Here is a 19,931-nt window from a genome sequence, read left to right on the forward strand (position 1 = left end):
ATAATGGAAGGTTCGCTCAGCGTTATTGGCTACGGTCTCGCTGCCATCGGCGGTGGCATCGGTGTGGGTCTCATCTTCGCGGCTTACATGCAGTCCGTGGCCCGTCAGCCCGAGTCCCAGCGCGTGATCCAGCCCATGCTGTTCATGGGCTTCGCCGTGGTCGAGGCGCTCGCCATTCTGGGCTTCGTCCTGGCGCTGCTCTAAGGGCTCTCCCTTTCGCACTCGCCCTAACTAGAGAACAGGAATCGCGCTCATGAACGCAATGGTGTTGGCAGCTGAAGAGGGGCAGAGCCCTCTGTTCCCCAACGGCTGGGAAATGCTGATTACCTTTGTGGGGTTCGCAATTCTGCTCTTCATCGCGTACAAGTTCATCGTCCCGGCGTTCGAGAAGGTCTTCAGGGACCGCGCTGACGCCATCGAGGGTGGACTGGCCAAGGCCAAGGCTGCTCAGGCCGAGGCGAAGGCCGCTCGCGACGAGTACAACCAGCAGCTCGAAAGTGCCCGGCTCGAGGCCCAGAAGATTCGTGAGGAAGCTCGCTCCGAGGGCGAGAAGATCCTGGCGGACTTCAAGGATCGCGCCAACCTCGAATCCGCGCGGATCACCGAGAACGCCCACAAGGCCATCGAGGCCGAGCGTGCGGCCGCTGTGGTCTCACTGCGTGACGAGGTCGGCACTTTGGCAACACAGCTCGCGTCCAAGATCGTCGGGGAGTCCTTGAACGACGACGATCGCGCCAACCGCGTGGTCGATCGTTTCCTGGCTGATCTCGAGGCCGAGCAAGGTCGCACGGGAGCTGCACGGTAATGGCAGAAGCATCGAACGAACCCTATCGTCCGCTCTCCGTGGACGTTGACCGCTGGGCATCTGCCGCGAGTCCCGAGATCGCACACCAGTTGTTCGAGATCCTGGACATCGTGGACGAGAACGGCGCACTGCGCCGCGCTCTCACGGATCCCTCCCGGCCCGCAGAGAACCGCGCCCGGTTCGTGCACACGCTGCTCGACGGCCGCGCGCACGAGGTGGCCGTGGACGTCGTCGCCGAACTCGCGTCCCAGCGCAGCGCCACCGAGCGCCAGCTGGGTGACGGGATCGAACGCACGGCCGTGTTGTTCGCGGCCGCGTCCGCCGAGAACCGCGGCGGCGTGAACGCGCTCGAGACCCTCGTGGACGAACTGATCCGGTTCAAGTCCGTACTGGAACACTCCACCGAGGTGCAGAACGCGTTCTCGGACTCGCGCGCGAGCGCGCAGGCCAAGGTCACCCTGGCCCGTCGTCTCATGACGACGAGCTCGGAGGAGGTCTCCTTGCTGATCGAACGCGCGGTGAGCGAACCCCGGGGCGCACTACCCGGTCGCCTGCTCGGGCACTTTGCCGAGTGGGTCGCGGACCGTCAGCAGCGCTGGATCGCGCGGATCACCACGGCTCGTCCCCTCCGGGAGGACCAGACGGAGAAACTGCGCCAGGGTCTGAACCGGCTGTACGGACGGGACCTGAAGCTCACCACGGAGGTGGACCCGTCGTTGGTGGGTGGCCTGCGGGTGCAGGTGGGCGAGGAGGTCATCGACGGATCGGTGACCCACCGGCTGGAACAGTTGCAGCAGCGGATCGCAGCCTGATCCCCGCGCGCAGCGGGGATCGCGGGGAGTCGGTCGATGCCGGCATCTCGTCACGTTGCCCCCCGACCGCTGAGGCGGCCGCACGGCGATGGGGCAACGCATCGCGACAAGTACAACCGTGGTCATGGCTCGAGCGATGATCACAAGACGTAGAGAGCAGGGACAGTAGATGGCCGATGTGACCATCAATGCCGATGAGGTCCGTAGTGCGCTGAATGAGTTCGCGGCGTCCTACGATCCCGGCAATATGGAACGAGTAGAAGTCGGACGCGTGTCGTCCGCCGCGGACGGTATCGCGCATGTGGAGGGCCTGCCCTCCGTCATGGCGAACGAGTTGCTCAAGTTCGAGAACGGGGTGCTGGGCCTGGCCCTGAACCTCGACACCCGCGACATCGGCGTCGTGGTGCTCGGTGACTTCCAGGGCATCGAGGAAGGCCAGGAGGTGCACCGCACCGGCGAGGTGTTGTCGGTGCCCGTGGGCGAGGGCTACCTCGGCCGCGTCGTGGACCCCCTGGGCGAGCCCCTGGACGATCTCGGACCCATCGCCACCGAGGGTCGCCGCGAACTGGAGCTGCAGGCTCCGGGCGTGACCATGCGTAAGTCGGTGCACGAGCCGCTGCAGACCGGCATGAAGGCCATCGACGCCATGATCCCGATCGGGCGTGGCCAGCGTCAGCTGATCATCGGTGACCGTCAGACCGGTAAGACCGCAATCGCCGTGGACGCCATCCTGAACCAGCGCTCCAACTGGGAGTCCGGTGACGTGGACAAGCAGGTGCGCTGCATCTACGTGGCCATCGGTCAGAAGGCCTCCACGATCGCCGCGGTGCGCCAGACCCTCGAGGACAACGGCGCCCTGGAGTACACCACGATCGTGGCCGCTCCCGCGTCCGAGTCCGCCGGTCTGAAGTACCTGGCCCCCTACTCGGGTTCCGCGATCGGTCAGCACTGGATGTACGGCGGCAAGCACGTGCTCATCGTCTTCGACGACCTCTCCAAGCAGGCCGAGGCCTACCGTGCGGTGTCGCTGCTGCTGCGCCGCCCGCCGGGACGTGAAGCGTACCCGGGTGATGTCTTCTACCTGCACTCCCGTCTGCTCGAGCGTTGCGCCAAGCTCTCCGACGAGCTGGGCGCGGGCTCCATGACCGGTCTGCCGATCATCGAGACCAAGGCGAACGACGTCTCGGCGTTCATCCCGACCAACGTCATCTCCATCACCGACGGCCAGATCTTCCTGCAGTCGGACCTGTTCAACGCCAACCAGCGTCCCGCTGTGGACGTGGGCATCTCGGTGTCCCGCGTGGGCGGTGCCGCGCAGGTCAAGGCCATGAAGAAGGTCTCCGGCACGCTGAAGCTGGACCTCGCGTCCTATCGTTCCATGCAGGCGTTCGCCATGTTCGCCTCGGACCTGGACGCCGCGTCCCGTCAGCAGCTGACCCGCGGTGAGCGGCTCATGGAGCTGCTCAAGCAGCCCCAGTACACGCCGTACCCCGTCGCGGACCAGGTCGTGTCCATCTGGGCCGGTACCACGGGCCAGCTCGACGACGTCGACGTCGCCAACGTCGCGGACTTCGAGCGCGCGCTGCTGGACCAGGTACGGCGCACGACCAACGTGATGGACTCGATCAACTCCACGGGCAAGCTCGAGGACGACGCGGTCGAGGCGCTCAAGACGGCCGTGGCCGAGGTCAAGCGGGACTTCCACGGTTCCAAGCACGGGATCGAGGCCGGGGTCGAGGAGCACGAGTCCCTGGGCGCGACCGCTGTGAACCAGGAAACGATCGTCAAGAAGTAACCGTTCTCGTGGTGCGCCGGGATCCGGCGCACCACGGCGGTGCCGAAAGGAAATTTCATGGGAGCGCAGATTCGGGTCTACCGACAGAAGATCGCGTCCACGTCGTCGATGAAGAAGATCTTCAAGGCGATGGAGATGATCGCGACCTCGCGCATCAACAAGTCCCGTCAGAGTCTCGAAGCCGCGTACCCGTACGCCAATGCGCTGACCCGCGCGGTCTCCCAGATCGCCACGCAGCACAACATCTCCCACCCCCTGACCACCGTCCCCGACGATGTGCGGCGTTCGGCCGTCCTGGTGTTCACGTCGGACCGCGGGCTCGCGGGGTCCTACTCCTCCAACGTGCTCAAGCGCACGGAGGAGTTGCTCGAGCTGTTGGGTTCGCAGGGCAAGGAAGCACGCGTGTACCTCGTGGGCCGCAAGGCCAAGGCGTACTTCGACTTCCGGCACCGTGACTACGACGAATTCTGGACGGGCAACACGGACAACGCCACGACCGAGCGCGCCGAGGAACTCACGGACCAATTGATGCGCGACATCAACGCCCCGTACGAGGACGGTGGCGTGGACGAGGTGCTGCTCGTGTACACGCAGTTCAACTCCATGGTGAACCAGGAGCCGCGGGTGTTGCGCCTGCTGCCCCTGGAGGTCGTGGACGCGAACGACCTCGGGGACGAGATCTCCGAGCGTTACGAGGCCCTCGAGGAGACGCAGAACAACTTCGAGTTCGAGCCGAACGCGGAGGAGCTCTTCAACCAGATCCTGCCCCGGTACGTGAAGGCGCGGATCTACTCCGCCCTGTGCCACGCGGCGTCGAGCGAGCTCGCATCCCGCCAGCGCGCCATGAAGGCCGCCGGGGACAACGCGACCGAGCTCATCAAGAAGTACACGCGCTTGATGAACAACGCCCGCCAGGCCGAGATCACCACCGAGTTGACCGAAATCGTCAGTGGCGCCGAGGCACTGTAGCCCGCGCTGCCCGCCCTTGCCAGCCGAAACGAAGTGAGAGAAATGACTGCCACAATCAACGACCAGGCCACCCAGCCGGTCTCGGAAGGTGCCACCGGCCGCATCGCCCGGGTGATCGGGCCCGTGGTCGACGTCGAGTTCCCCGAGAACCAGGTCCCCGACCTCTACAACGCGCTGACCGCGGACTACGAGTTCAACGGTCAGCCCCGCCGGATCACCTTCGAGACGGCACAGCACCTGGGCACCAACGTGGTGCGCGCGATCTCCCTGCAGCAGACCGACGGTCTGGTGCGCGGGACCCCCGTGCAGGACACGGGCGCCCCCATCTCCGTGCCCGTGGGTGACGTGGTCAAGGGCCACATCTTCAACGTACTCGGTGACGCGCTGGACCTGCCCACCTCCGAGCTGGACATCAAGGAGCGCTGGCCCATCCACCGCAAGGCCCCGTCCTTCGCGGAGCTCGAGGGCAGCACCGAGATGATGGAAACGGGCATCAAGTCCATCGACCTGCTGACCCCCTACATCAAGGGCGGTAAGATCGGCCTCTTCGGCGGTGCGGGGGTGGGCAAGACCGTGCTGATCCAGGAGATGATCACGCGTGTGGCCCGCAACTTCGGCGGTACCTCCGTGTTCGCCGGCGTTGGTGAGCGTACCCGTGAGGGCAACGACCTGTGGGTCGAGATGGAGGAGGCGGGCGTTCTCAAGGACACCGCCCTCGTGTTCGGCCAGATGGACGAGCCGCCCGGAACGCGTCTGCGCGTGGCCCTGACCGGTCTGACCATGGCGGAGTACTTCCGCGACGTGCAGAACCAGGACGTGCTGTTGTTCATCGACAACATCTTCCGGTTCACGCAGGCCGGTTCCGAGGTCTCTACGCTGCTGGGCCGCATCCCCTCCGCCGTGGGCTACCAGCCCACCCTCGCGGACGAGATGGGTGTGCTCCAGGAGCGCATCACCTCGACCCGTGGTCACTCCATCACGTCCATGCAGGCCATCTACGTGCCCGCTGACGACTACACCGACCCGGCTCCCGCGACCACGTTCGCGCACCTGGACGCGACCACCGAGCTCTCGCGTGAGATCGCCTCGCGTGGTCTGTACCCCGCGATCGACCCGCTGTCCTCGACCTCCCGCATCCTGGACCCGCAGTACGTGGGCCAGACCCACTACGACGTGGCCACCCGTGTCAAGGGGATCCTGCAGGAGAACAAAGAACTGCAGGACATCATCGCGATCCTCGGTGTCGAAGAACTCTCCGAGGAGCAGAAGGTCGTGGTCTCCCGCGCCCGCCGCATCGAGCAGTTCCTGTCCCAGAACACCTACACCGCCAAGCAGTTCACCGGCGTGGAGGGCTCCACGGTTCCCCTCGAGGAGACCGTCGAGGCCTTCGGCAAGATTTGCGACGGCGAGCTGGACAACGTCCCCGAGCAGGCGTTCTACAACGTCGGCGGCCTGGATGACGTCATGCGGCGCTGGGACGAGATCAAGGCCGAGACGGGCGAGAAGTAATCATGGCCGAACTCATCGTGGAAATCGTCGCCCTGGATCGCAAGATCTGGACGGGTACCGCGCGCCTCGTGCGGGTACGCACCACCGAGGGCGACATCGGCATCATGCCGGGACACGAGTCCATGGCGGGGCTGCTCAAGCCGGGGGAGTTCGCCATCGACCGTGTGGACGGCGACCGTCTCGTGGGCAGCATCGACTCCGGGTTCGTCTCCGTGGACAACAACCGTGTCACGGTGGTTGCGGACGAGGTCTCCCTGGATTCGGAGGCGCGTTCCGCCTGAGCGGTATCGCGTGACCCGTCGACGTCGACCCTCGTGCCTTCGGGTGCGGGGGTCGACGTCGTTCGCGTACCGTGGTGCGCCGGCCCAGGTGTCGCGGCGGACTGTCCCGTACTCGTGATCGAGGAGAATGCATGGAAGAGAAGATCGAAGTACACGGGCCCACGAAGGTCAACGGTGAGCTGCCCGTGTACGGCGCCAAGAACAGTGTGCTCAAGCTCATGGCTGCGGCGCTGCTCGCCACGGGCCATTCCACGATCACCAACGTCCCCGAGATCCAGGACGTCACGATCATGGCGGAGCTGTTGCGCCGGCTCGGGTGCGAGGTCTCGTACGAGCCCTCGGCGCACACCGTGACCATCGACGTCCCGGAGGAGCTCGGTCACCAGGCCGACTACGACCTCGTGCGGGCCATGCGGGCGTCCATCTCCGTGCTGGGCCCGCTCATGGCGCGCTGTCTCCAGGCCGAGGTCGCCCTGCCGGGCGGGGACGCGATCGGAACCCGGGGCCTGGATATGCATCGCGCGGGACTCGAGGCCATGGGGGCCCGGTTGACCATCGAACGCGGGTTCCTGCGAGCTAGTGCACCGGACGGTCTGACGGGTGCGGCCTATCGACTGGACTACCCCTCCGTGGGGGCCACCGAGAACCTGATGACCGCGGCCACGACCGCCCGGGGCGTCACGGTGCTGGACAACGTGGCCCGCGAACCGGAGATCGTGGACATCGGCCGGATGCTGCAGGCCATGGGTGCACGGATCGAGGGGCTCGGTTCCACCACGATCATGGTCGAGGGGGTCCCGCGGCTGCACCCGGTCACACACCGCACGGTCCCGGACCGTATCGTGGCCGGGACGTGGGCCTTTGCCGCCGCGGTCACGGGCGGTCGCGTGGAGATCGTGGGCGCGGAACCGGAACACCTGGACGTGGTGCTGGCCAAGCTGCGCTGCGCGGGTTGCGAGATCAACACCGCCGATGGGCGGTTCGTGGTGCGCGGTCCCGAGCGGCCCAAGGCCATCAACGTCTCGACCCTGCCCTATCCGGGGTTCCCCACGGATCTGCAACCGTTCGTGGTGGCGCTCAACGCGGTGGCCGAGGGTAGTGGGATCATCACGGAGAACGTGTTCGAGGCCCGGTGGGGATTCACCGCGGAGCTTGAGCGGCTCGGTGCGCGTGTGCGCCTGGACGGGCATCACGCCCGGGTGGACGGCGTCCCGTCGAACAAGCTGTCGGGTGCTCCCGTGGAAGCCATGGACATCCGGGCCGGCGCGGCTCTCGTGATCGCGGGGATGGCGGCCCACGGGGTCACCGAGGTCTCCGGGGTGGGGCACATCGACCGCGGCTACGAGCACTTCGTGGACCATCTGGCCGGAGCGGGAGCCAAGGTGCAGCGCCGCATGGCGCGCAGTTGGAACTGACCGCCCCCGCGGCGCTCCTCGGATAACCCACCGCGCCCACCCCCACCCCTGCTCCTACTTAGCAAAAGCAGATTTTGGCGCGCTGAGCTGCTTCTGCTCCACTTGACATTCTGTGGAGTGGGATTGCCGCGGCGTACGAACGTCCCGTGCGTTCCGGCATCTGCCCCTCAGCTCACCCGGCCCCGCGACTCGCTCGCGTCACAGCGGGCACGAGAAAACCCCCGCCACCTCGAAAGGCGACGGGGGTTTCGTCCGGGGAATGTCAGATGACGTTCACGCCGGTGGCCTGCGGGCCCTTCTGGCCCTGACCGATCTCGAACTCGACGCGCTGGTTCTCTTCGAGGGTGCGGAAGCCGCCCGACTGGATTTCGCTGTAGTGCACGAAGACGTCGCCATCAGCGTCGTCCGGCGTGATGAAGCCGAAGCCCTTCTCTGCGTTGAACCACTTAACGGTGCCCTGAGCCATAATGGGGCATCTCCTTCTGGAGTATGTAGTGCGTGCACACGATTGTGCACCTGAACCGGTACCGCGAGAAGGCTGTGGATGCGGCTCACAAGATGTTGTGCCACAGCGCCAGTCAGAACTTCACGCTCGCTACCATTCCTGCGAGCATGTCAAACATGATGCGAGAACACCTCAAGCATCACACACTGCCGCCCCAGGGTCAATCGGCATCAGGTGATTTACTACGAGGTCCGAGAATATGACCGGTTTCCTCCCACGCGATCCGTAGACGGGTTCCGACATAGGGGGCTGATCAGAAGAGGCGGGACTGGGTGTCCACGTTGCCGCGCATCTCGTCGTAGTCCAGGGTCAGGCACTCGATGCCGCGGTCGTGCGCGAGGACACGGGCCTGCGGTTTGATCTGCTGGGCCGCGTAGACACCTCGCACGGGGCTCAACAGGGGATCGCGGTTGAGCAGTTCGAGGTAGCGGGTCAGCTGCTCCACGCCGTCGATGTCACCGCGGCGCTTGAGCTCCACGGCCACCGTGGCCCCGCCGGCGTCCCGCGCGAGGATGTCCACGGGGCCGATGCTCGTGGGGTACTCGCGACGCACCAGGGAGAACCCGTCCCCGAGCAGGGTGATCTGCTCCGCGAGCAACCGCTGCAGATCGGCCTCCACACCGTCCTTGACCAATCCGGGGTCCGTGCCGAGGTCGTGGGTGAGCTGGGAGTGGACGGTCATGATGTGGATGATCAGCCGGTCGTCGGACTTGCCCGCCTGGACCTCCCACACCTCGCTCACACCGTCCGCGGCAAGCTCGTCGGAGGGTTCGCGCACGTGCATCGTGGCGGGCGGGCTCATCCAATTCAGCGGTTTGTAGGATCCGCCGTCGGAGTGGATCAGCACCGAGCCGTCCGCCTTGAGCATAATGAGCCGACGAGCCAGGGGCAGGTGCGCGTTCAAGCGCCCTTCGTACCGGACCGAGCAGTCTGCAATCACTAAACGCACCAGGACAGCCTAGCGGTCCGGCTGCCCCCGGCTCACGCGCTCTTGTGCACCGGCGACGACGCCGCGCGTCGGCATGGGCGGCAACGGCACGGAGCTGCCGCCGCGGACGACGGCCCGCACCTGCCTGCTCGGACGACGACGCGCCCCCACCTGCACGGGCGACAACGCGGCGCGGCGGGGTACAGCGGCGTCGCCGCCGTCAGCGCGCGTCCTGGCGCGGGACGAAGACCTCGCGCACCAGCAGCAGTCCCGCGGCCGCGGTGGGGATGGCGATGAGTGCACCGAGGATGCCCCACAGCGCACCGCCGGCGGCCACCGCGATCACCGCGACCGCGCCGGGAACGGCCACCGCGCGGGCCATGATCCTGGGCGAGACCACGTAGGCCTCGAGCTGGAGGTACGCGAAGTAGCACAAGGCAAACGGGATCGCGGTGTCCCACCCGCCGAGCGTGGCCATGAGCGTCACGAGGATGCCGGCGAGCACGCCACCCACCAGGGGGATGAACGCGAGCAGCGCGACGAACAGGACCAGCAGTGTGGCGTAGGGGACCCCCGTGACGTTCATGAGGATGAACGCGACGAGCGCGTTGAGCAGTGCCACGCACGCCTGACCCATGACGTAGTTGCCCACGCCCTTGGTCATCTGGTCGCCCAGGTGCTTGACCCGGGCGCGCTTGCTCGCGGGGGCCAGGCGATAGCACCAGGCCTTGATCGTGGGCAGCGAGAAGAGGAAGTACAGGCTCAGCGCCATGACGATGAGCGTCCCGGTCACTGCATTGATCACCACGCCGCTCACGCTCACGACCGAACCGAACATCCCGCCCAGCAGGTTCTCGTCCGTGGCAAGGCGATCCTGGAAGGCCCCGGTGGTGTGTTGCACGGACGCGGCGATGTCGAAGCGGTCGTCCAGGCCCTGGAACAACTCGGAGTTCATGAACTCGGTCACGAGCTCGGGGGCGCGGGCCACGAGTTGCTGGGCCTGCTCGATCATGCGGGGGACCACGACCATGATGAACGCGGTGATCACCAGGGCCAGGGCCAGGATCACCACCCCGGCGGCCACCGCGCGGGGCAACCCCTTGGTCTCGAGCCGGCGGACCAGGGGATCCATCCCCAGACAGATGAACGCGGCCATGACGATCCACCCCACGAGTCCGCCCACGTTGGTCAGCACGTAGTAGCCCAGCAGCGCGATCCCCACGCCCACGGTGAGCAGGAAGCCCGTCTGGATGGGATGCGTCCGCGTGTTCACGGGGTGGTCCCACGGCGCACGCCGCACGGGCTCTCCACCCGCAGCGGGTTCGGGCGGCACCTCGAAGCGGTGGCGGGTCGGACGGAAACGCGCGGGGGGCCGACCCTGCGCTCCTGGGGATGTGCTCACGCCGGAAGCGTACAACGCCGGGCCGCCGGGACTTCCAGCGTTCCCGGTGCACATAATGGGAGCAAAAGACACCCGTCCGTGCGCCCGGGAACAGGGCGCACGATCGAGTCCGCGTCGCATGTCGCGGACTCGCCGTCGAAGGAGGTTCCCATGAGCGAATTCCCCCGTTCCACCCCGGACCAGCAGCCCCCACGGGAAGAGCAAGCGGTTCCTGCGTCCGTGCGCGGTGCCGTGGATCTCGGCGCGTCGGGCGGTGCCCGGACGGGTGCCCCGAACGACGACGCCGCGGCGGCGTCCGCGGGCGCCGGTAGCTACCGCGTGGAGCTGACCACCGCGAACTTCCAGCGCTACGCCGAGGCTTCCGCGACGTACCCTGTGGTCGTGGTGCTGCACGCGCCCCAGAGCCCGGAGTCGGAGACGTTCGTGGACGTGGTCGGGCGGGTCGTGGACGAGTTCCGGGGTCGGCTCATGCTGGGGACCGTGGACGCCGCCGCGGAACCGCAGATCGCGCAGGCGTTCCAGGCGCAGACCGTTCCCACCGTGCTCGCATTGCTCGGTGGGCGCGTGGTGCCGCTCGTGAACTCCACGGTCTCGGAACAGCAGTTGCGTGAGCTGCTGACCGAGCTCGTAAGCCTCGCGCAGCAAAACGGCGTCACGGGGACGGCCGAACCGGTCGCGGCGAACGAGCCCAAACCCCTGCCCCCGCTGCACCAGGAGGCCCTGGACAAACTCGAGGCCGGGGACCTGGCCGGCGCGGAGGCCAGTTACAACAAGGCGCTCGCGGAGAACCCGGGTGACCACGACGCCAAGCTCGCACTCGCCCAGGTGCACCTCTTGCAGCGCGTGAGCGCGATGGACGCGGCCGCCGTGCGGGAAGCCGCGGCCGCTGATCCCACGAACGTGCAGGCCGCTCTGGACGTCGCGGACCTGGACCTCTCCGGTGGGCACGTGGAGGACGCGTTCCGGCGCCTGCTCAACCTCGTGCGCACCACGGCCGGGGACGACAAGGATGCCGCGCGGGCGCGCCTCGTGGACCTCTTCGACGTTGTCGGCGCGGAGGATACCCGCGTGGTGGCCGCGCGCGCCCAGTTGATGCGGGCGCTCTTTTAGGCTGTCGCTGATGTCCGGGCTGCGGCTGAAGTCGACCGGTACGGGCGGTGGGCCTTGCGGCGACGCGCGGCCCCGGACGGGCGTCGTTCAGCGGCCCCGGTGAGGGGTTGGCGGGATCCTCGGGTCGACAGCGATGAGGTCCGGTGAATCCGCCATGCCACGCGGGTCACTCAGTACATTGGTGACATGAGTAGCCCAGTGAACGGACCCACGACCCCGCGCCGCGAGCCCGCCCCCGGTGCCGGGGGACCCGTGGCGAACGACCCCTCGACCGAGCAGCAGGGAGCACCCCGGCACGCGGCGCCCTCTGAGCATGCGGCACCCCCTGAGGCCGCCCAGCGGTATGCGGCGCCCCATGCCACCACGCAGTACGCGCCCCGAGACCCCGCGCTGCACTCCGGCACGGGGACGCCCGCGCTCGCCGTGCGGGACCTCACCAAGTTCTACGGCCAGTCCGGCCGACCCGCCGCGGATCATGTGAACCTCACGGTGCCGCGGGGCTCCTTCTACGGCCTCGTAGGGCGCAACGGCGCCGGCAAGACGACCACGCTGTCCATGGCCACGGGCTTGCTGCGTCCCTCCGCGGGCTCGGTGCTCGTGGGCGGGGGAAGCCGCGACGAGCTCGTGGACGTGTGGCGTGATCCCGTGACCGCCAAGCGACGCATGGGTGTGCTGCCCGACGGCGCCCACCTGTTCGACCGGCTCACGGGACGCCAGCTCGTGACCTACTCGGGTCTGCTGCGCGGGATGGACCGCGAGCTCGTCGCGCAACGGACCGAGGACCTCATCGTGGCCATGGACCTGCAGGACGCAGCGGGGCGCCAGGTGCAGGACTACTCCGCGGGTATGACGAAGAAGATCGCCCTGGCCGCGGCCATGATCCACGCACCGAGCCTGCTCGTGCTGGACGAGCCGTTCGAGTCGGTGGACCCGGTCTCCGCCGCGAACATCCGATCGCTGCTGCACCAGTACACGAATTCGGGCGGCACCGTAGTGGTCTCGAGCCACGTGATGGACCTTGTGCAGCGCATGTGCGATCACGTGGCCGTGATGGACCAAGGCCGTGTCCTCGCGCAGGGGACCATGAACGAGGTGTGCGCCGGCATGTCCCTCGAGGACCGGTTCGTGTCCTTGGTGGGCGGACGCACCGAAGCGGGGAAGGGGTTGCAGTGGCTGCGTCCCGAGTGAACGACCCGCGCGACGCCGCGGCTCCCGACCACCTCGACACCGCATTCGCAGAAGGCCCCGCACAGGACGTCGCGCCGGACGCCGCCGTTCCCGCCTCCGTGCGCCCCTCGCACGGCGGGGGTGAACCCGTCACGCGCAGCATCGGGGCGTTCGAGGAGGCCCGGCGGTTGACCGGGCTGAAATGGCGCGTGCTCATCAACACCCTGACCCGCAGCACGTGGATCCTGGTGGGCACGATTCTGGGTGGCCTCTACGCACTGTTCCTCCTGGGGATGGCGCTGACCGCGTTGATCGCGCTCGGGGGTGAAGCCCTCGAGACCGTGGTGGTCGCGTCGGTCCTGCTGGGTTCCCTGCTGCTCGTGGGCTGGTGGCTCGTACCGCTGGTCTCGTCCAAGGCCGACTCCACGCTGGACCCTTCCCGGCTCGCCCTGTTCCCCCTGAGCACCACGGGTCTGGTGGCCGGCCAGGTGGCAGGCGCGGTCGTCGGGATCCCGGGGGTGCTGACCGTGATCGCCCTGCTCGGCTGGCTGTTCTCGTGGCGCGGTTCCACGGTGACGCTCATTGCGGCAATTCCGTGCGCGATCATCGGCGCCCTGCTCGCGTTCGTCGGTTCGCGCTGCGTTACGGCCCTGGGCGCGAACTTCGCGAAGGGGCGGCGCGCGAACGAGATCATCTCCATGGTCGTGCTGGTTCTCGTTGTGCTGCTGGGGCCCCTCATCTCCTTGTTTGCGACCGGCCTGGGCCAGGTGTGGCAGCTGCTGCCCACATGGGCGGGAGTTCTCGCGTGGACCCCCCTCGGTGCGATCTGGGCGGTCCCCGGCGACGTCGCGTCGGGTGACTGGCTCGCGGCCCTCTCCCGTGTCGTGATTTCCGTGGTCACGCTGCTCCTGCTCGTGGTCGCCACGCGTGCGGGTCTGCGCCGCGCCCTCGGCGACGCCGCCGGCGGAGCCGCCCGGGGGACGTCCCGCCCGCAGGAGGGCGTCGGTCTGTTCGACCGGTTCCCGGCGAACCAATGGGGTGCGGTGGCCGCACGGTGTCTCACGTACTGGCTCAAGGACCCGCGCTACTCGGCGTCGCTGCTCATGATCCCCGCGATCGGGGCGGTCTTCTGGTTCATCGCGGGTGAGTCGGGGTTCAGTCTGTGGGCGCTGCCCCTGTTCGTGTCGCTGCTCATGGCGTACGCGATCTCCGCGGACGTCTCCTACGACAACACCGCGTTCAGCCTTCACGTGCTGGCGCCGGTCTCCGGGCGTGCGGATCGGCTGGGGCGCGTGGTGGCCCTGCTGATCGTGGCCGTGCCGCTGGTGCTGCTCTCGATCGTGCTCTGGCTCGCGGGCGTGCAGCGCTGGGACGCCCTGCCCGCCGTGGTGGGCGTGTGCGTGGGGATCCTGCTCGGTGGCGCCGGCGTGGTCTCGATCGTCTCGGCCCGGTACACGTATCCCACGCCGCCCCCGGGCGCGTCCCCCATGAAGACACCCCAGGGGTTCACGATCCTCAACCTGGTGGTGCAGTTCGTGATCATGGGTCTGATGGCCCTGCTCGCGTTCCCGGCCGGGATCCTGCTGATCGTGTACCTCGTCACGGGAGCCGCCGTGTGGTGCTGGCTCGCGCTCGCGGTGGGCCTCGTGGAAGGCTTCGTGGTGTTGTGGATCGGCGTGCGTTCGGGCGGTAAGTGGCTGGACGCGCGCGGGCCCGAACTGCTCCAGGAGGTGGCCGCCTACCGGTGAGCCGGGCCCGGTGCGCGGGGTAGAGTGGGGGACATGGAAATCACCGAAGCCCAGGAATTCACGGATCCTTCCGTGCGCTCCTCCCGGGTGATCAGCAACGGTCTGTTCGGCACGAAGCCCGAGACCGTGGGTGGCACCTCCACGATCGAGCGCGAGGACACCCGGCAGCTGCAGGAACCCGGTGATCACGAGCGGTTCGCGCACTACGTCCGGAAGGAGAAGATCATGGAGTCGGCACTGTCCGGCGAACCCGTGATCGCCCTGTGCGGCAAGGTGTGGACCCCGGGTCGGGATCCCCAGAAGTTCCCCGTGTGCCCGGAGTGCAAGGAGATCTACCAGGGCCTGCGTCCCGGCAAGGACGAGCCCGAGAACTGACCACCCTTCCCTTCTCGTGAGGTCCCGCGCCGGGCGGGACCACCGGCGGCGCCCGCGCTCAGCGGGCGCCTTTGCCGTGCAGGGTCGCGCGGGCGTCGTCGTCCGTGCCTCGTACGACGGCGATCCGAGCGTCGTCGTCCGCGCGAGCGAGACCCCCGATCCGTGTGACGGGACCGGAGTGGATGCGCGCCAACGAGCGTGCGGAGAGGACGAGCACCACGTGTCTGACAGCGATCAAATGTCCCTTTTCGGAGCCGCGGCGGATCTCCCGCCGGCCTATCCGGACCGGGCGGCGTGGGGGACCGCGCCCAAGTTGCGCGCGTGGCAGGCGGAGGCGATCCACCGCTACGAACAAGCCCAACCGCGTGATTTCATGGCCGTGGCGACCCCTGGTGCGGGTAAGACGACCTTCGCGTTGACCGTGGCCAAGAAGCTGCATGACGCGGGGACCGTTCAGCGCGTGACCGTGGTGACCCCCACGGAACACCTCAAGCGCCAGTGGGCCGACGCCGCGGCGCGCGTGGGACTCGCGATCGACCCCAACTTCAAGAACGCGGACGGCCAGCACGGCCGCGGCTACATGGGCGCGGCCGTGACCTACGCACAGGTGGCCAACAAGCCGCTGCTGCATCGCGCGCGCACCGAGGCCGGGCGCACGCTCGTGATCATGGACGAGATCCACCACGCCGGTGACTCCCTGTCCTGGGGCGACGGGCTGCGCGAGGCCTTCGAACCCGCGACCCGCCGGCTCGCCCTTACGGGTACACCGTTCCGCTCGGACACCTCGCCCATCCCGTTCGTGAGCTACGAGGAGGACGGGGACGGGATCCGCCGGTCCACGGCCGATTACACGTACGGGTACGCGGACGCCCTGCACGATCACGTGGTGCGTCCCGTGATCTTCATGGCCTACTCGGGTCAGATGCGCTGGCGGACCTCGGCCGGTGAGGAGATGGCCGCCCAGCTCGGGGAGGGGTTCACCAAGGACATCACGTCCCACGCGTGGCGTACCGCCCTGGACCCGCACGGGCAGTGGATCCCGTCCGTGCTGCGCGCCGCCGATCAGCGGCTCACGCAGGTGCGGCGCACCGTCCCGGACGCCGGGGCGCTCGTGATCGCCACGGACCACCAGGACGCCAAGGCCTACGCCGAACAGTTGCACGCCATCACGGGGGAGCGGCCCACCGTGGTGCTCTCGGACGACAAGACCGCGTCCAACAAGATCGACGAGTTCTCCGAATCCGACAAGCGCTGGATGATCGCGGTGCGCATGGTCTCCGAGGGCGTGGACGTGCCCCGGTTGGCCGTGGGCGTGTACGCCACGTCCACCTCCACGCCGCTGTTCTTCGCCCAGGCGGTGGGTCGCTTCGTGCGCGCCCGCAAGCGCGGGGAGACCGCGTCCGTGTTCCTGCCCTCGGTGCCCACGCTCATGGCGCTCGCCAACTCCATGGAGGAGGAGCGGGACCACGCGTTGGACAAGCCCAAGAACATTCCGGGGGTCGTGGACTTCGACCAGCCCATGGAAACGGGCTGGGACGACGACCTGCTGGATGAGGCCAACCGCGAGGACAAGGCGTCGTCGTCCCTGGCCCAGGGCAACTTCCAGGCCCTGGACTCGGACGCGTCCTTCCACGGTGTGCTCTTCGATGGCGGCGCCTTCGGCGGTGGCGCGGCGGTTGGTTCCGAGGAGGAAGCCGAATACCTGGGGATCCCCGGGTTGCTCGACGCGGACCAGGTCTCGGCCCTGCTGCGGGAGCGGCAATCGCGCTCGGCCCAGCGCAACGGTCGGAGCGGCCATGACGCACACCAGACCCCCGCGGTGCCGGATCACCGCCGCCTGAAGGACCTGCGCTCGCAGCTGTCCAAGAACGTCTCCGCGTGGTCCGCGCGCACCGGAACACCGCACGGGGTGATCCACAACGAATTGCGCACCAAGTGCGGAGGCCCGGCCGTGGCCCAGGCCTCCGAGGACCAGCTGACCGCACGGATCGCGCTGTTGCAGCGCTGGTTCATCGGCCGGAAGTAGCCGACGCGGCGACGCGGCCAAGCGGCGCGGCCCGCACGGCGGCGCGGCGGGCGTTCAGTCCAGGCCGGTCACGACCTCCGCGCCCGCGGCCTCGAGTTCCTCGACCGCCCGCTCACCGGACTCGGCTGCCACGGGCGCGGTGAGCGTCAGCAGCACCCGGGTCTCGTAGCCGGCCTCCACGGCGTCCTTGGCGGTGGCCAGCACGCAGTGGTCCAGCGCGAGACCGACGACGTCCACGGCCTCGACGCCGCGTTCCTGCAGCCAGTCGTCCAGGCTCACGCGTTCTTCGTCGGAGTCCTCCTCCGATTCCCCCATGGGGACGTCCACGTCCGGGGCGGACAGGCCCTCGAAACCGGAGTAGGCGGCGTCGTATGCGCCCTTACGGAAGTACTCCGTGACGTACTCGGTGTCGAGATCGGGGTGCGTGTCAGCGCCGGTGGTCTCCGCGACGCAGTGCACGGGCCAGCTCGTGACGAAGTCGGGGGTGTCGCTGAAGTGCTCCCCGGGGTCAACATGCCAGTCCTGGGTCGCGGCCACGGCAACGTAGTCGCCGTGGTGGTCCTCGAGGTACTCGGAGACCTGCGCGGCGACCGCCGCCCCGCCTTCGACGGCCAGGCTGCCGCCCTCGCAGAAGTCGTTCTGGATGTCCACGATCAGCAATGCAGTGCGCATGGCTACCTCCCTGGTCAGTGTGCGGTTCCGGGTTCGATCACGGTGGGGATCACGGGCTCGCCCTCGGAGAGTCGGCGCGCCGCGCGGGGCAGTTCGGCCACGGAATCGACGTGGCGCTGCCGGGCACGGGTTACGGCCTCGGGGCCCGTGTAGCCGTCGTGCAGCTCGCCGCCGGTGACGTAGTCCACGAGCAGGGGGCGGTCATCGCCGTCGTCCTCGGGCATGTGTGACACGCCCACGATCTCGTGTGTGGCCACGCCCTTGGGATCACGACGGCGCAGCGCGTACTTCTCGCCGCCCACCGACTTCTTGCCGGAGGACGCCTTGGCCACGGGTTCCATGGCACCCGAGGCGCCCTCGCGCGAGACGAGCTTGTAGACCATCGACGACGTGGGGGCACCCGAGCCCGTGACGAGGCGCGTGCCCACGCCGTATGCGTCCACGGGAGCGGCGCGCAGGGCGGCGATCGCGTACTCGTCCAGGTCGCTGGTGACCGTGATCCGGGTGTTGGAGTTGCCGAGCTTGTCGAGCAGCGCGCGCACGGACGTGGCCTGCGTCACGAGGTCGCCGGAGTCCAGGCGTACGCCCCCGAGGTCCTTGCCCGCGATCTCGACGGCGAGCGTGACGGCCCGTTCGACGTCGTACGTGTCGACCAGAAGGGTCGTGGACACACCCAGCGCGTCCAGTTGGGCGCGGAACGCCTGCTCCTCGGAGTCGTGCAGCAGGGTGAATGAGTGGGCCGCGGTGCCCACGGTCTTGACCCCGTAGCGGAAACCGGCCTCGAGGTTGGAGGTCGAGTCGAAGCCCGCGACCACGGCGGCGCGGGCCGCGGCCACGGCCGCCTGCTCGTGGGCGCGGCGCGATCCCATCTCGATGCACGGGCGCTCTCCCGCGGCACCCACCATGCGGGAGGCCGCCGAGGCCACGGCGGAATCGAAGTTCAGGACGGAGAGGATGTAGGTCTCCAGGACGCACGCCTCGGCGAACGAGGACTCCACGCTCAGCAGCGGCGAGTGGGGGAAGTACGTCTCGCCCTCGGCGTAGCCGCGGATCTGGCCGGTGAAACGGAAGTTCTCCAGGTACGCCACGGTCTGGGCGTCCACCACGGCGGTGTCCCGCAGGAACCGCAGCTGCTCGTCGGTGAATCGGAACTGCTCGAGCCCCTCGAGCACCCGGCCCATCCCGGCGAACACCCCGTAGCGGCGGCCGTTGGGGAGTCTGCGGGCGAAGACCTCGAACACGCTGCGGCGGGACGCGGTGCCTGCCCGGAGCGCGGCCTGCAACATGGTGAGCTCGTAGTGGTCCGTCAGCAAGGACGTGGGCTGCGGGTGCCAGGAATAGGTGTGCTCGTTCACGTGGCCAGCCTAGTGGGCCGTCCGTCGTGCGCACATCCGTGTCCCCGTGACTACCATGGAGGCGATGTTCACTACGCACCGCGCCGTCCCCGCCCGGATCCCGGCCGTCCTGATGAGCTCCGCGCCGGCGGAGTCCCCCGTGCTCGAACGGGAGGAGCAGGCGGTCACGGCCATGAACGTGCCGTGGAACGTGGTGGTGTGGGACGATCCAGTGAACCTCATGAGCTACGTGGTCTACGTGTTCCGCACCCACTTCGGCTACTCCGACGCCAAGGCCCGCACACTCATGCTCGAGGTGCACAACCGGGGCCGCTCGATCGTGTTCACGGGAACCCTCGAGGAGGCGGAGACGCACGTGAGCTCGCTGCACGGCTACGGCCTGTGGGCCACGTACGAGAAGGCGGGGGAGCACTGATGGCGCACGGGTTCAAGCGCACGCGCAAGGGCATCGTCGGTCGGTTCGAGGCCCCCGAGGTGCGGTTGTTGCAGAAACTGTTCTCGGACGTGGGGGAGACCCTGGCGCCCGCAGCGCGCGAGGACGGACCGGCTCGCAACGACGACCCGCTCGAGGCGCTGCTCGGCTGGGACGAGGAGGTGGCCGAACCGACGGACCCGGCGGTGCGCAGGCTGCTGCCCGCGGCGTCGTCGGACCCGGAACAGGCCGCGGAGTTCCGGCGACTCACGGACCGCTCGCTGCGCGAACGCAAGACCGCGGCATTGCGTGCGTCCTCCCTGGCCCTGGAATCCCAGCCCGTGGTGCTGAGCGTGGCGCAGGCACAGGACTTCGCGCGCTCGCTCAACGACGTCCGCCTGGTGCTGGCCTCCCGGCTGAACATCGACTCGACCGAGGCCGCCGAGCGCGTGGCCGAGCTGACCGACTTCGGCCGGGCCGAGGACGTGGAGCAGTACATGGGTGTGGTCTACAACTTCGTCTCCTGGCTTCAGGAGACCCTCATGAACGCGCTACTGAAGACCCTGCCGCCCCGGTGACCGGGGATCGCCAAGGTCACACGTCTCATGCACGAGGGCGCGCGCGAAAAGCACTACAGTTTTCCGG

Annotated in this window: 21 protein-coding genes; 15 read left to right on the plus strand and 6 right to left on the minus strand. The window is 68.2% G+C overall.

The window, feature by feature from the left end; all coding sequences use genetic code 11:
* The first annotated feature begins 3 nt into the window (after positions 1–3).
* The 8 genes from atpE to murA all read left to right on the plus strand — a co-directional run bounded on the left by atpE (position 4) and on the right by murA (position 7,586).
* Entirely contained in the window at positions 4–204 is a 201-nt protein-coding gene (gene atpE / locus ACW9PK_RS10935) for an ATP synthase F0 subunit C (RefSeq protein WP_035964663.1), read from the plus strand.
* A 49-nt stretch (positions 205–253) separates the two neighbouring features.
* Positions 254–805: a F0F1 ATP synthase subunit B gene (locus ACW9PK_RS10940; RefSeq protein WP_035964661.1), complete on the plus strand. Its 552-nt coding sequence runs from the start codon at positions 254–256 to the stop codon at positions 803–805.
* A 38-nt stretch (positions 806–843) separates the two neighbouring features.
* Positions 844–1,617 (plus strand): F0F1 ATP synthase subunit delta, encoded by a 774-nt coding sequence (locus ACW9PK_RS10945; protein WP_240505585.1) that lies wholly within the window; start codon positions 844–846, stop codon positions 1,615–1,617.
* 169 nt (positions 1,618–1,786) lie between these two features.
* Positions 1,787–3,412 carry a F0F1 ATP synthase subunit alpha gene (gene atpA / locus ACW9PK_RS10950; RefSeq protein ID WP_144998104.1) on the plus strand — a complete coding sequence of 542 codons (1,626 nt, stop codon included), beginning with the start codon at positions 1,787–1,789 and terminating at the stop codon, positions 3,410–3,412.
* A 57-nt stretch (positions 3,413–3,469) separates the two neighbouring features.
* Positions 3,470–4,381 (plus strand): F0F1 ATP synthase subunit gamma, encoded by a 912-nt coding sequence (locus tag ACW9PK_RS10955; protein ID WP_457015856.1) that lies wholly within the window; start codon positions 3,470–3,472, stop codon positions 4,379–4,381.
* 42 nt (positions 4,382–4,423) lie between these two features.
* Entirely contained in the window at positions 4,424–5,890 is a 1,467-nt protein-coding gene (atpD, locus tag ACW9PK_RS10960; RefSeq protein WP_085106342.1) for a F0F1 ATP synthase subunit beta, read from the plus strand.
* A 2-nt stretch (positions 5,891–5,892) separates the two neighbouring features.
* Entirely contained in the window at positions 5,893–6,171 is a 279-nt protein-coding gene (locus tag ACW9PK_RS10965) for a F0F1 ATP synthase subunit epsilon (protein ID WP_064845716.1), read from the plus strand.
* 131 nt (positions 6,172–6,302) lie between these two features.
* Positions 6,303–7,586 carry a UDP-N-acetylglucosamine 1-carboxyvinyltransferase gene (murA, locus tag ACW9PK_RS10970; RefSeq protein ID WP_368835572.1) on the plus strand — a complete coding sequence of 428 codons (1,284 nt, stop codon included), beginning with the start codon at positions 6,303–6,305 and terminating at the stop codon, positions 7,584–7,586.
* A gap of 262 nt (positions 7,587–7,848) precedes the next feature.
* Here murA and ACW9PK_RS10975 read toward each other — a convergent pair whose 3' ends face one another.
* The 3 genes from ACW9PK_RS10975 to ACW9PK_RS10985 all read right to left on the minus strand — a co-directional run bounded on the left by ACW9PK_RS10975 (position 7,849) and on the right by ACW9PK_RS10985 (position 10,421).
* Positions 7,849–8,052, minus strand: coding sequence for a cold-shock protein (locus tag ACW9PK_RS10975; protein ID WP_064845714.1), 204 nt, complete (start codon positions 8,050–8,052; stop codon positions 7,849–7,851).
* A gap of 292 nt (positions 8,053–8,344) precedes the next feature.
* Positions 8,345–9,040, minus strand: coding sequence for an endonuclease NucS (gene nucS / locus ACW9PK_RS10980; protein ID WP_368835571.1), 696 nt, complete (start codon positions 9,038–9,040; stop codon positions 8,345–8,347).
* A gap of 199 nt (positions 9,041–9,239) precedes the next feature.
* Positions 9,240–10,421 (minus strand): AI-2E family transporter, encoded by a 1,182-nt coding sequence (locus ACW9PK_RS10985; protein WP_240919106.1) that lies wholly within the window; start codon positions 10,419–10,421, stop codon positions 9,240–9,242.
* 150 nt (positions 10,422–10,571) lie between these two features.
* Here ACW9PK_RS10985 and ACW9PK_RS10990 point away from each other — a divergent pair, with 150 nt between their 5' ends.
* The 4 genes from ACW9PK_RS10990 to ACW9PK_RS11005 all read left to right on the plus strand — a co-directional run bounded on the left by ACW9PK_RS10990 (position 10,572) and on the right by ACW9PK_RS11005 (position 14,821).
* The gene (locus ACW9PK_RS10990) at positions 10,572–11,531 is read left to right on the plus strand and encodes a co-chaperone YbbN (protein WP_457015857.1); all 960 of its coding nucleotides are present in this window, start codon (positions 10,572–10,574) and stop codon (positions 11,529–11,531) included.
* 186 nt (positions 11,532–11,717) lie between these two features.
* Positions 11,718–12,719 (plus strand): ABC transporter ATP-binding protein, encoded by a 1,002-nt coding sequence (locus tag ACW9PK_RS10995; RefSeq protein WP_457015858.1) that lies wholly within the window; start codon positions 11,718–11,720, stop codon positions 12,717–12,719.
* Positions 12,701–14,446, plus strand: a complete 1,746-nt coding sequence (locus ACW9PK_RS11000; protein WP_457015859.1) for a hypothetical protein — start codon at positions 12,701–12,703, stop codon at positions 14,444–14,446. Before ACW9PK_RS10995 ends, ACW9PK_RS11000 begins: the two co-directional genes overlap by 19 nt.
* Positions 14,447–14,479: 33 nt before the next feature.
* The gene (locus ACW9PK_RS11005; RefSeq protein WP_082943205.1) at positions 14,480–14,821 is read left to right on the plus strand and encodes a DUF3039 domain-containing protein; all 342 of its coding nucleotides are present in this window, start codon (positions 14,480–14,482) and stop codon (positions 14,819–14,821) included.
* Between the two features lie 58 nt (positions 14,822–14,879).
* Here ACW9PK_RS11005 and ACW9PK_RS11010 read toward each other — a convergent pair whose 3' ends face one another.
* Positions 14,880–15,059 (minus strand): hypothetical protein, encoded by a 180-nt coding sequence (locus ACW9PK_RS11010; RefSeq protein WP_121544245.1) that lies wholly within the window; start codon positions 15,057–15,059, stop codon positions 14,880–14,882.
* Between ACW9PK_RS11010 and ACW9PK_RS11015 the strand changes: the two genes are divergently transcribed.
* Positions 15,060–16,847 carry a DEAD/DEAH box helicase gene (locus ACW9PK_RS11015; RefSeq protein ID WP_457015861.1) on the plus strand — a complete coding sequence of 596 codons (1,788 nt, stop codon included), beginning with the start codon at positions 15,060–15,062 and terminating at the stop codon, positions 16,845–16,847.
* 54 nt (positions 16,848–16,901) lie between these two features.
* Here ACW9PK_RS11015 and ACW9PK_RS11020 read toward each other — a convergent pair whose 3' ends face one another.
* On the minus strand, positions 16,902–17,519 hold the full coding sequence (locus tag ACW9PK_RS11020) for an isochorismatase family protein (protein WP_457015862.1): 618 nt from the start codon (positions 17,517–17,519) through the stop codon (positions 16,902–16,904).
* Positions 17,520–17,533: 14 nt separating this feature from the next.
* Entirely contained in the window at positions 17,534–18,874 is a 1,341-nt protein-coding gene (locus ACW9PK_RS11025) for a nicotinate phosphoribosyltransferase (protein WP_144998125.1), read from the minus strand.
* A 64-nt stretch (positions 18,875–18,938) separates the two neighbouring features.
* On the opposite strand from ACW9PK_RS11025, the gene clpS reads away from it, so the two are divergent.
* Positions 18,939–19,289 (plus strand): ATP-dependent Clp protease adapter ClpS, encoded by a 351-nt coding sequence (clpS, locus tag ACW9PK_RS11030; protein ID WP_064845707.1) that lies wholly within the window; start codon positions 18,939–18,941, stop codon positions 19,287–19,289.
* On the plus strand, positions 19,289–19,864 hold the full coding sequence (locus tag ACW9PK_RS11035; RefSeq protein ID WP_064845706.1) for a DUF2017 domain-containing protein: 576 nt from the start codon (positions 19,289–19,291) through the stop codon (positions 19,862–19,864). Before clpS ends, ACW9PK_RS11035 begins: the two co-directional genes overlap by 1 nt.
* Positions 19,865–19,931: the final 67 nt, after the last annotated feature.

The organism is Kocuria sp. MNB10, assembly GCF_054073685.1.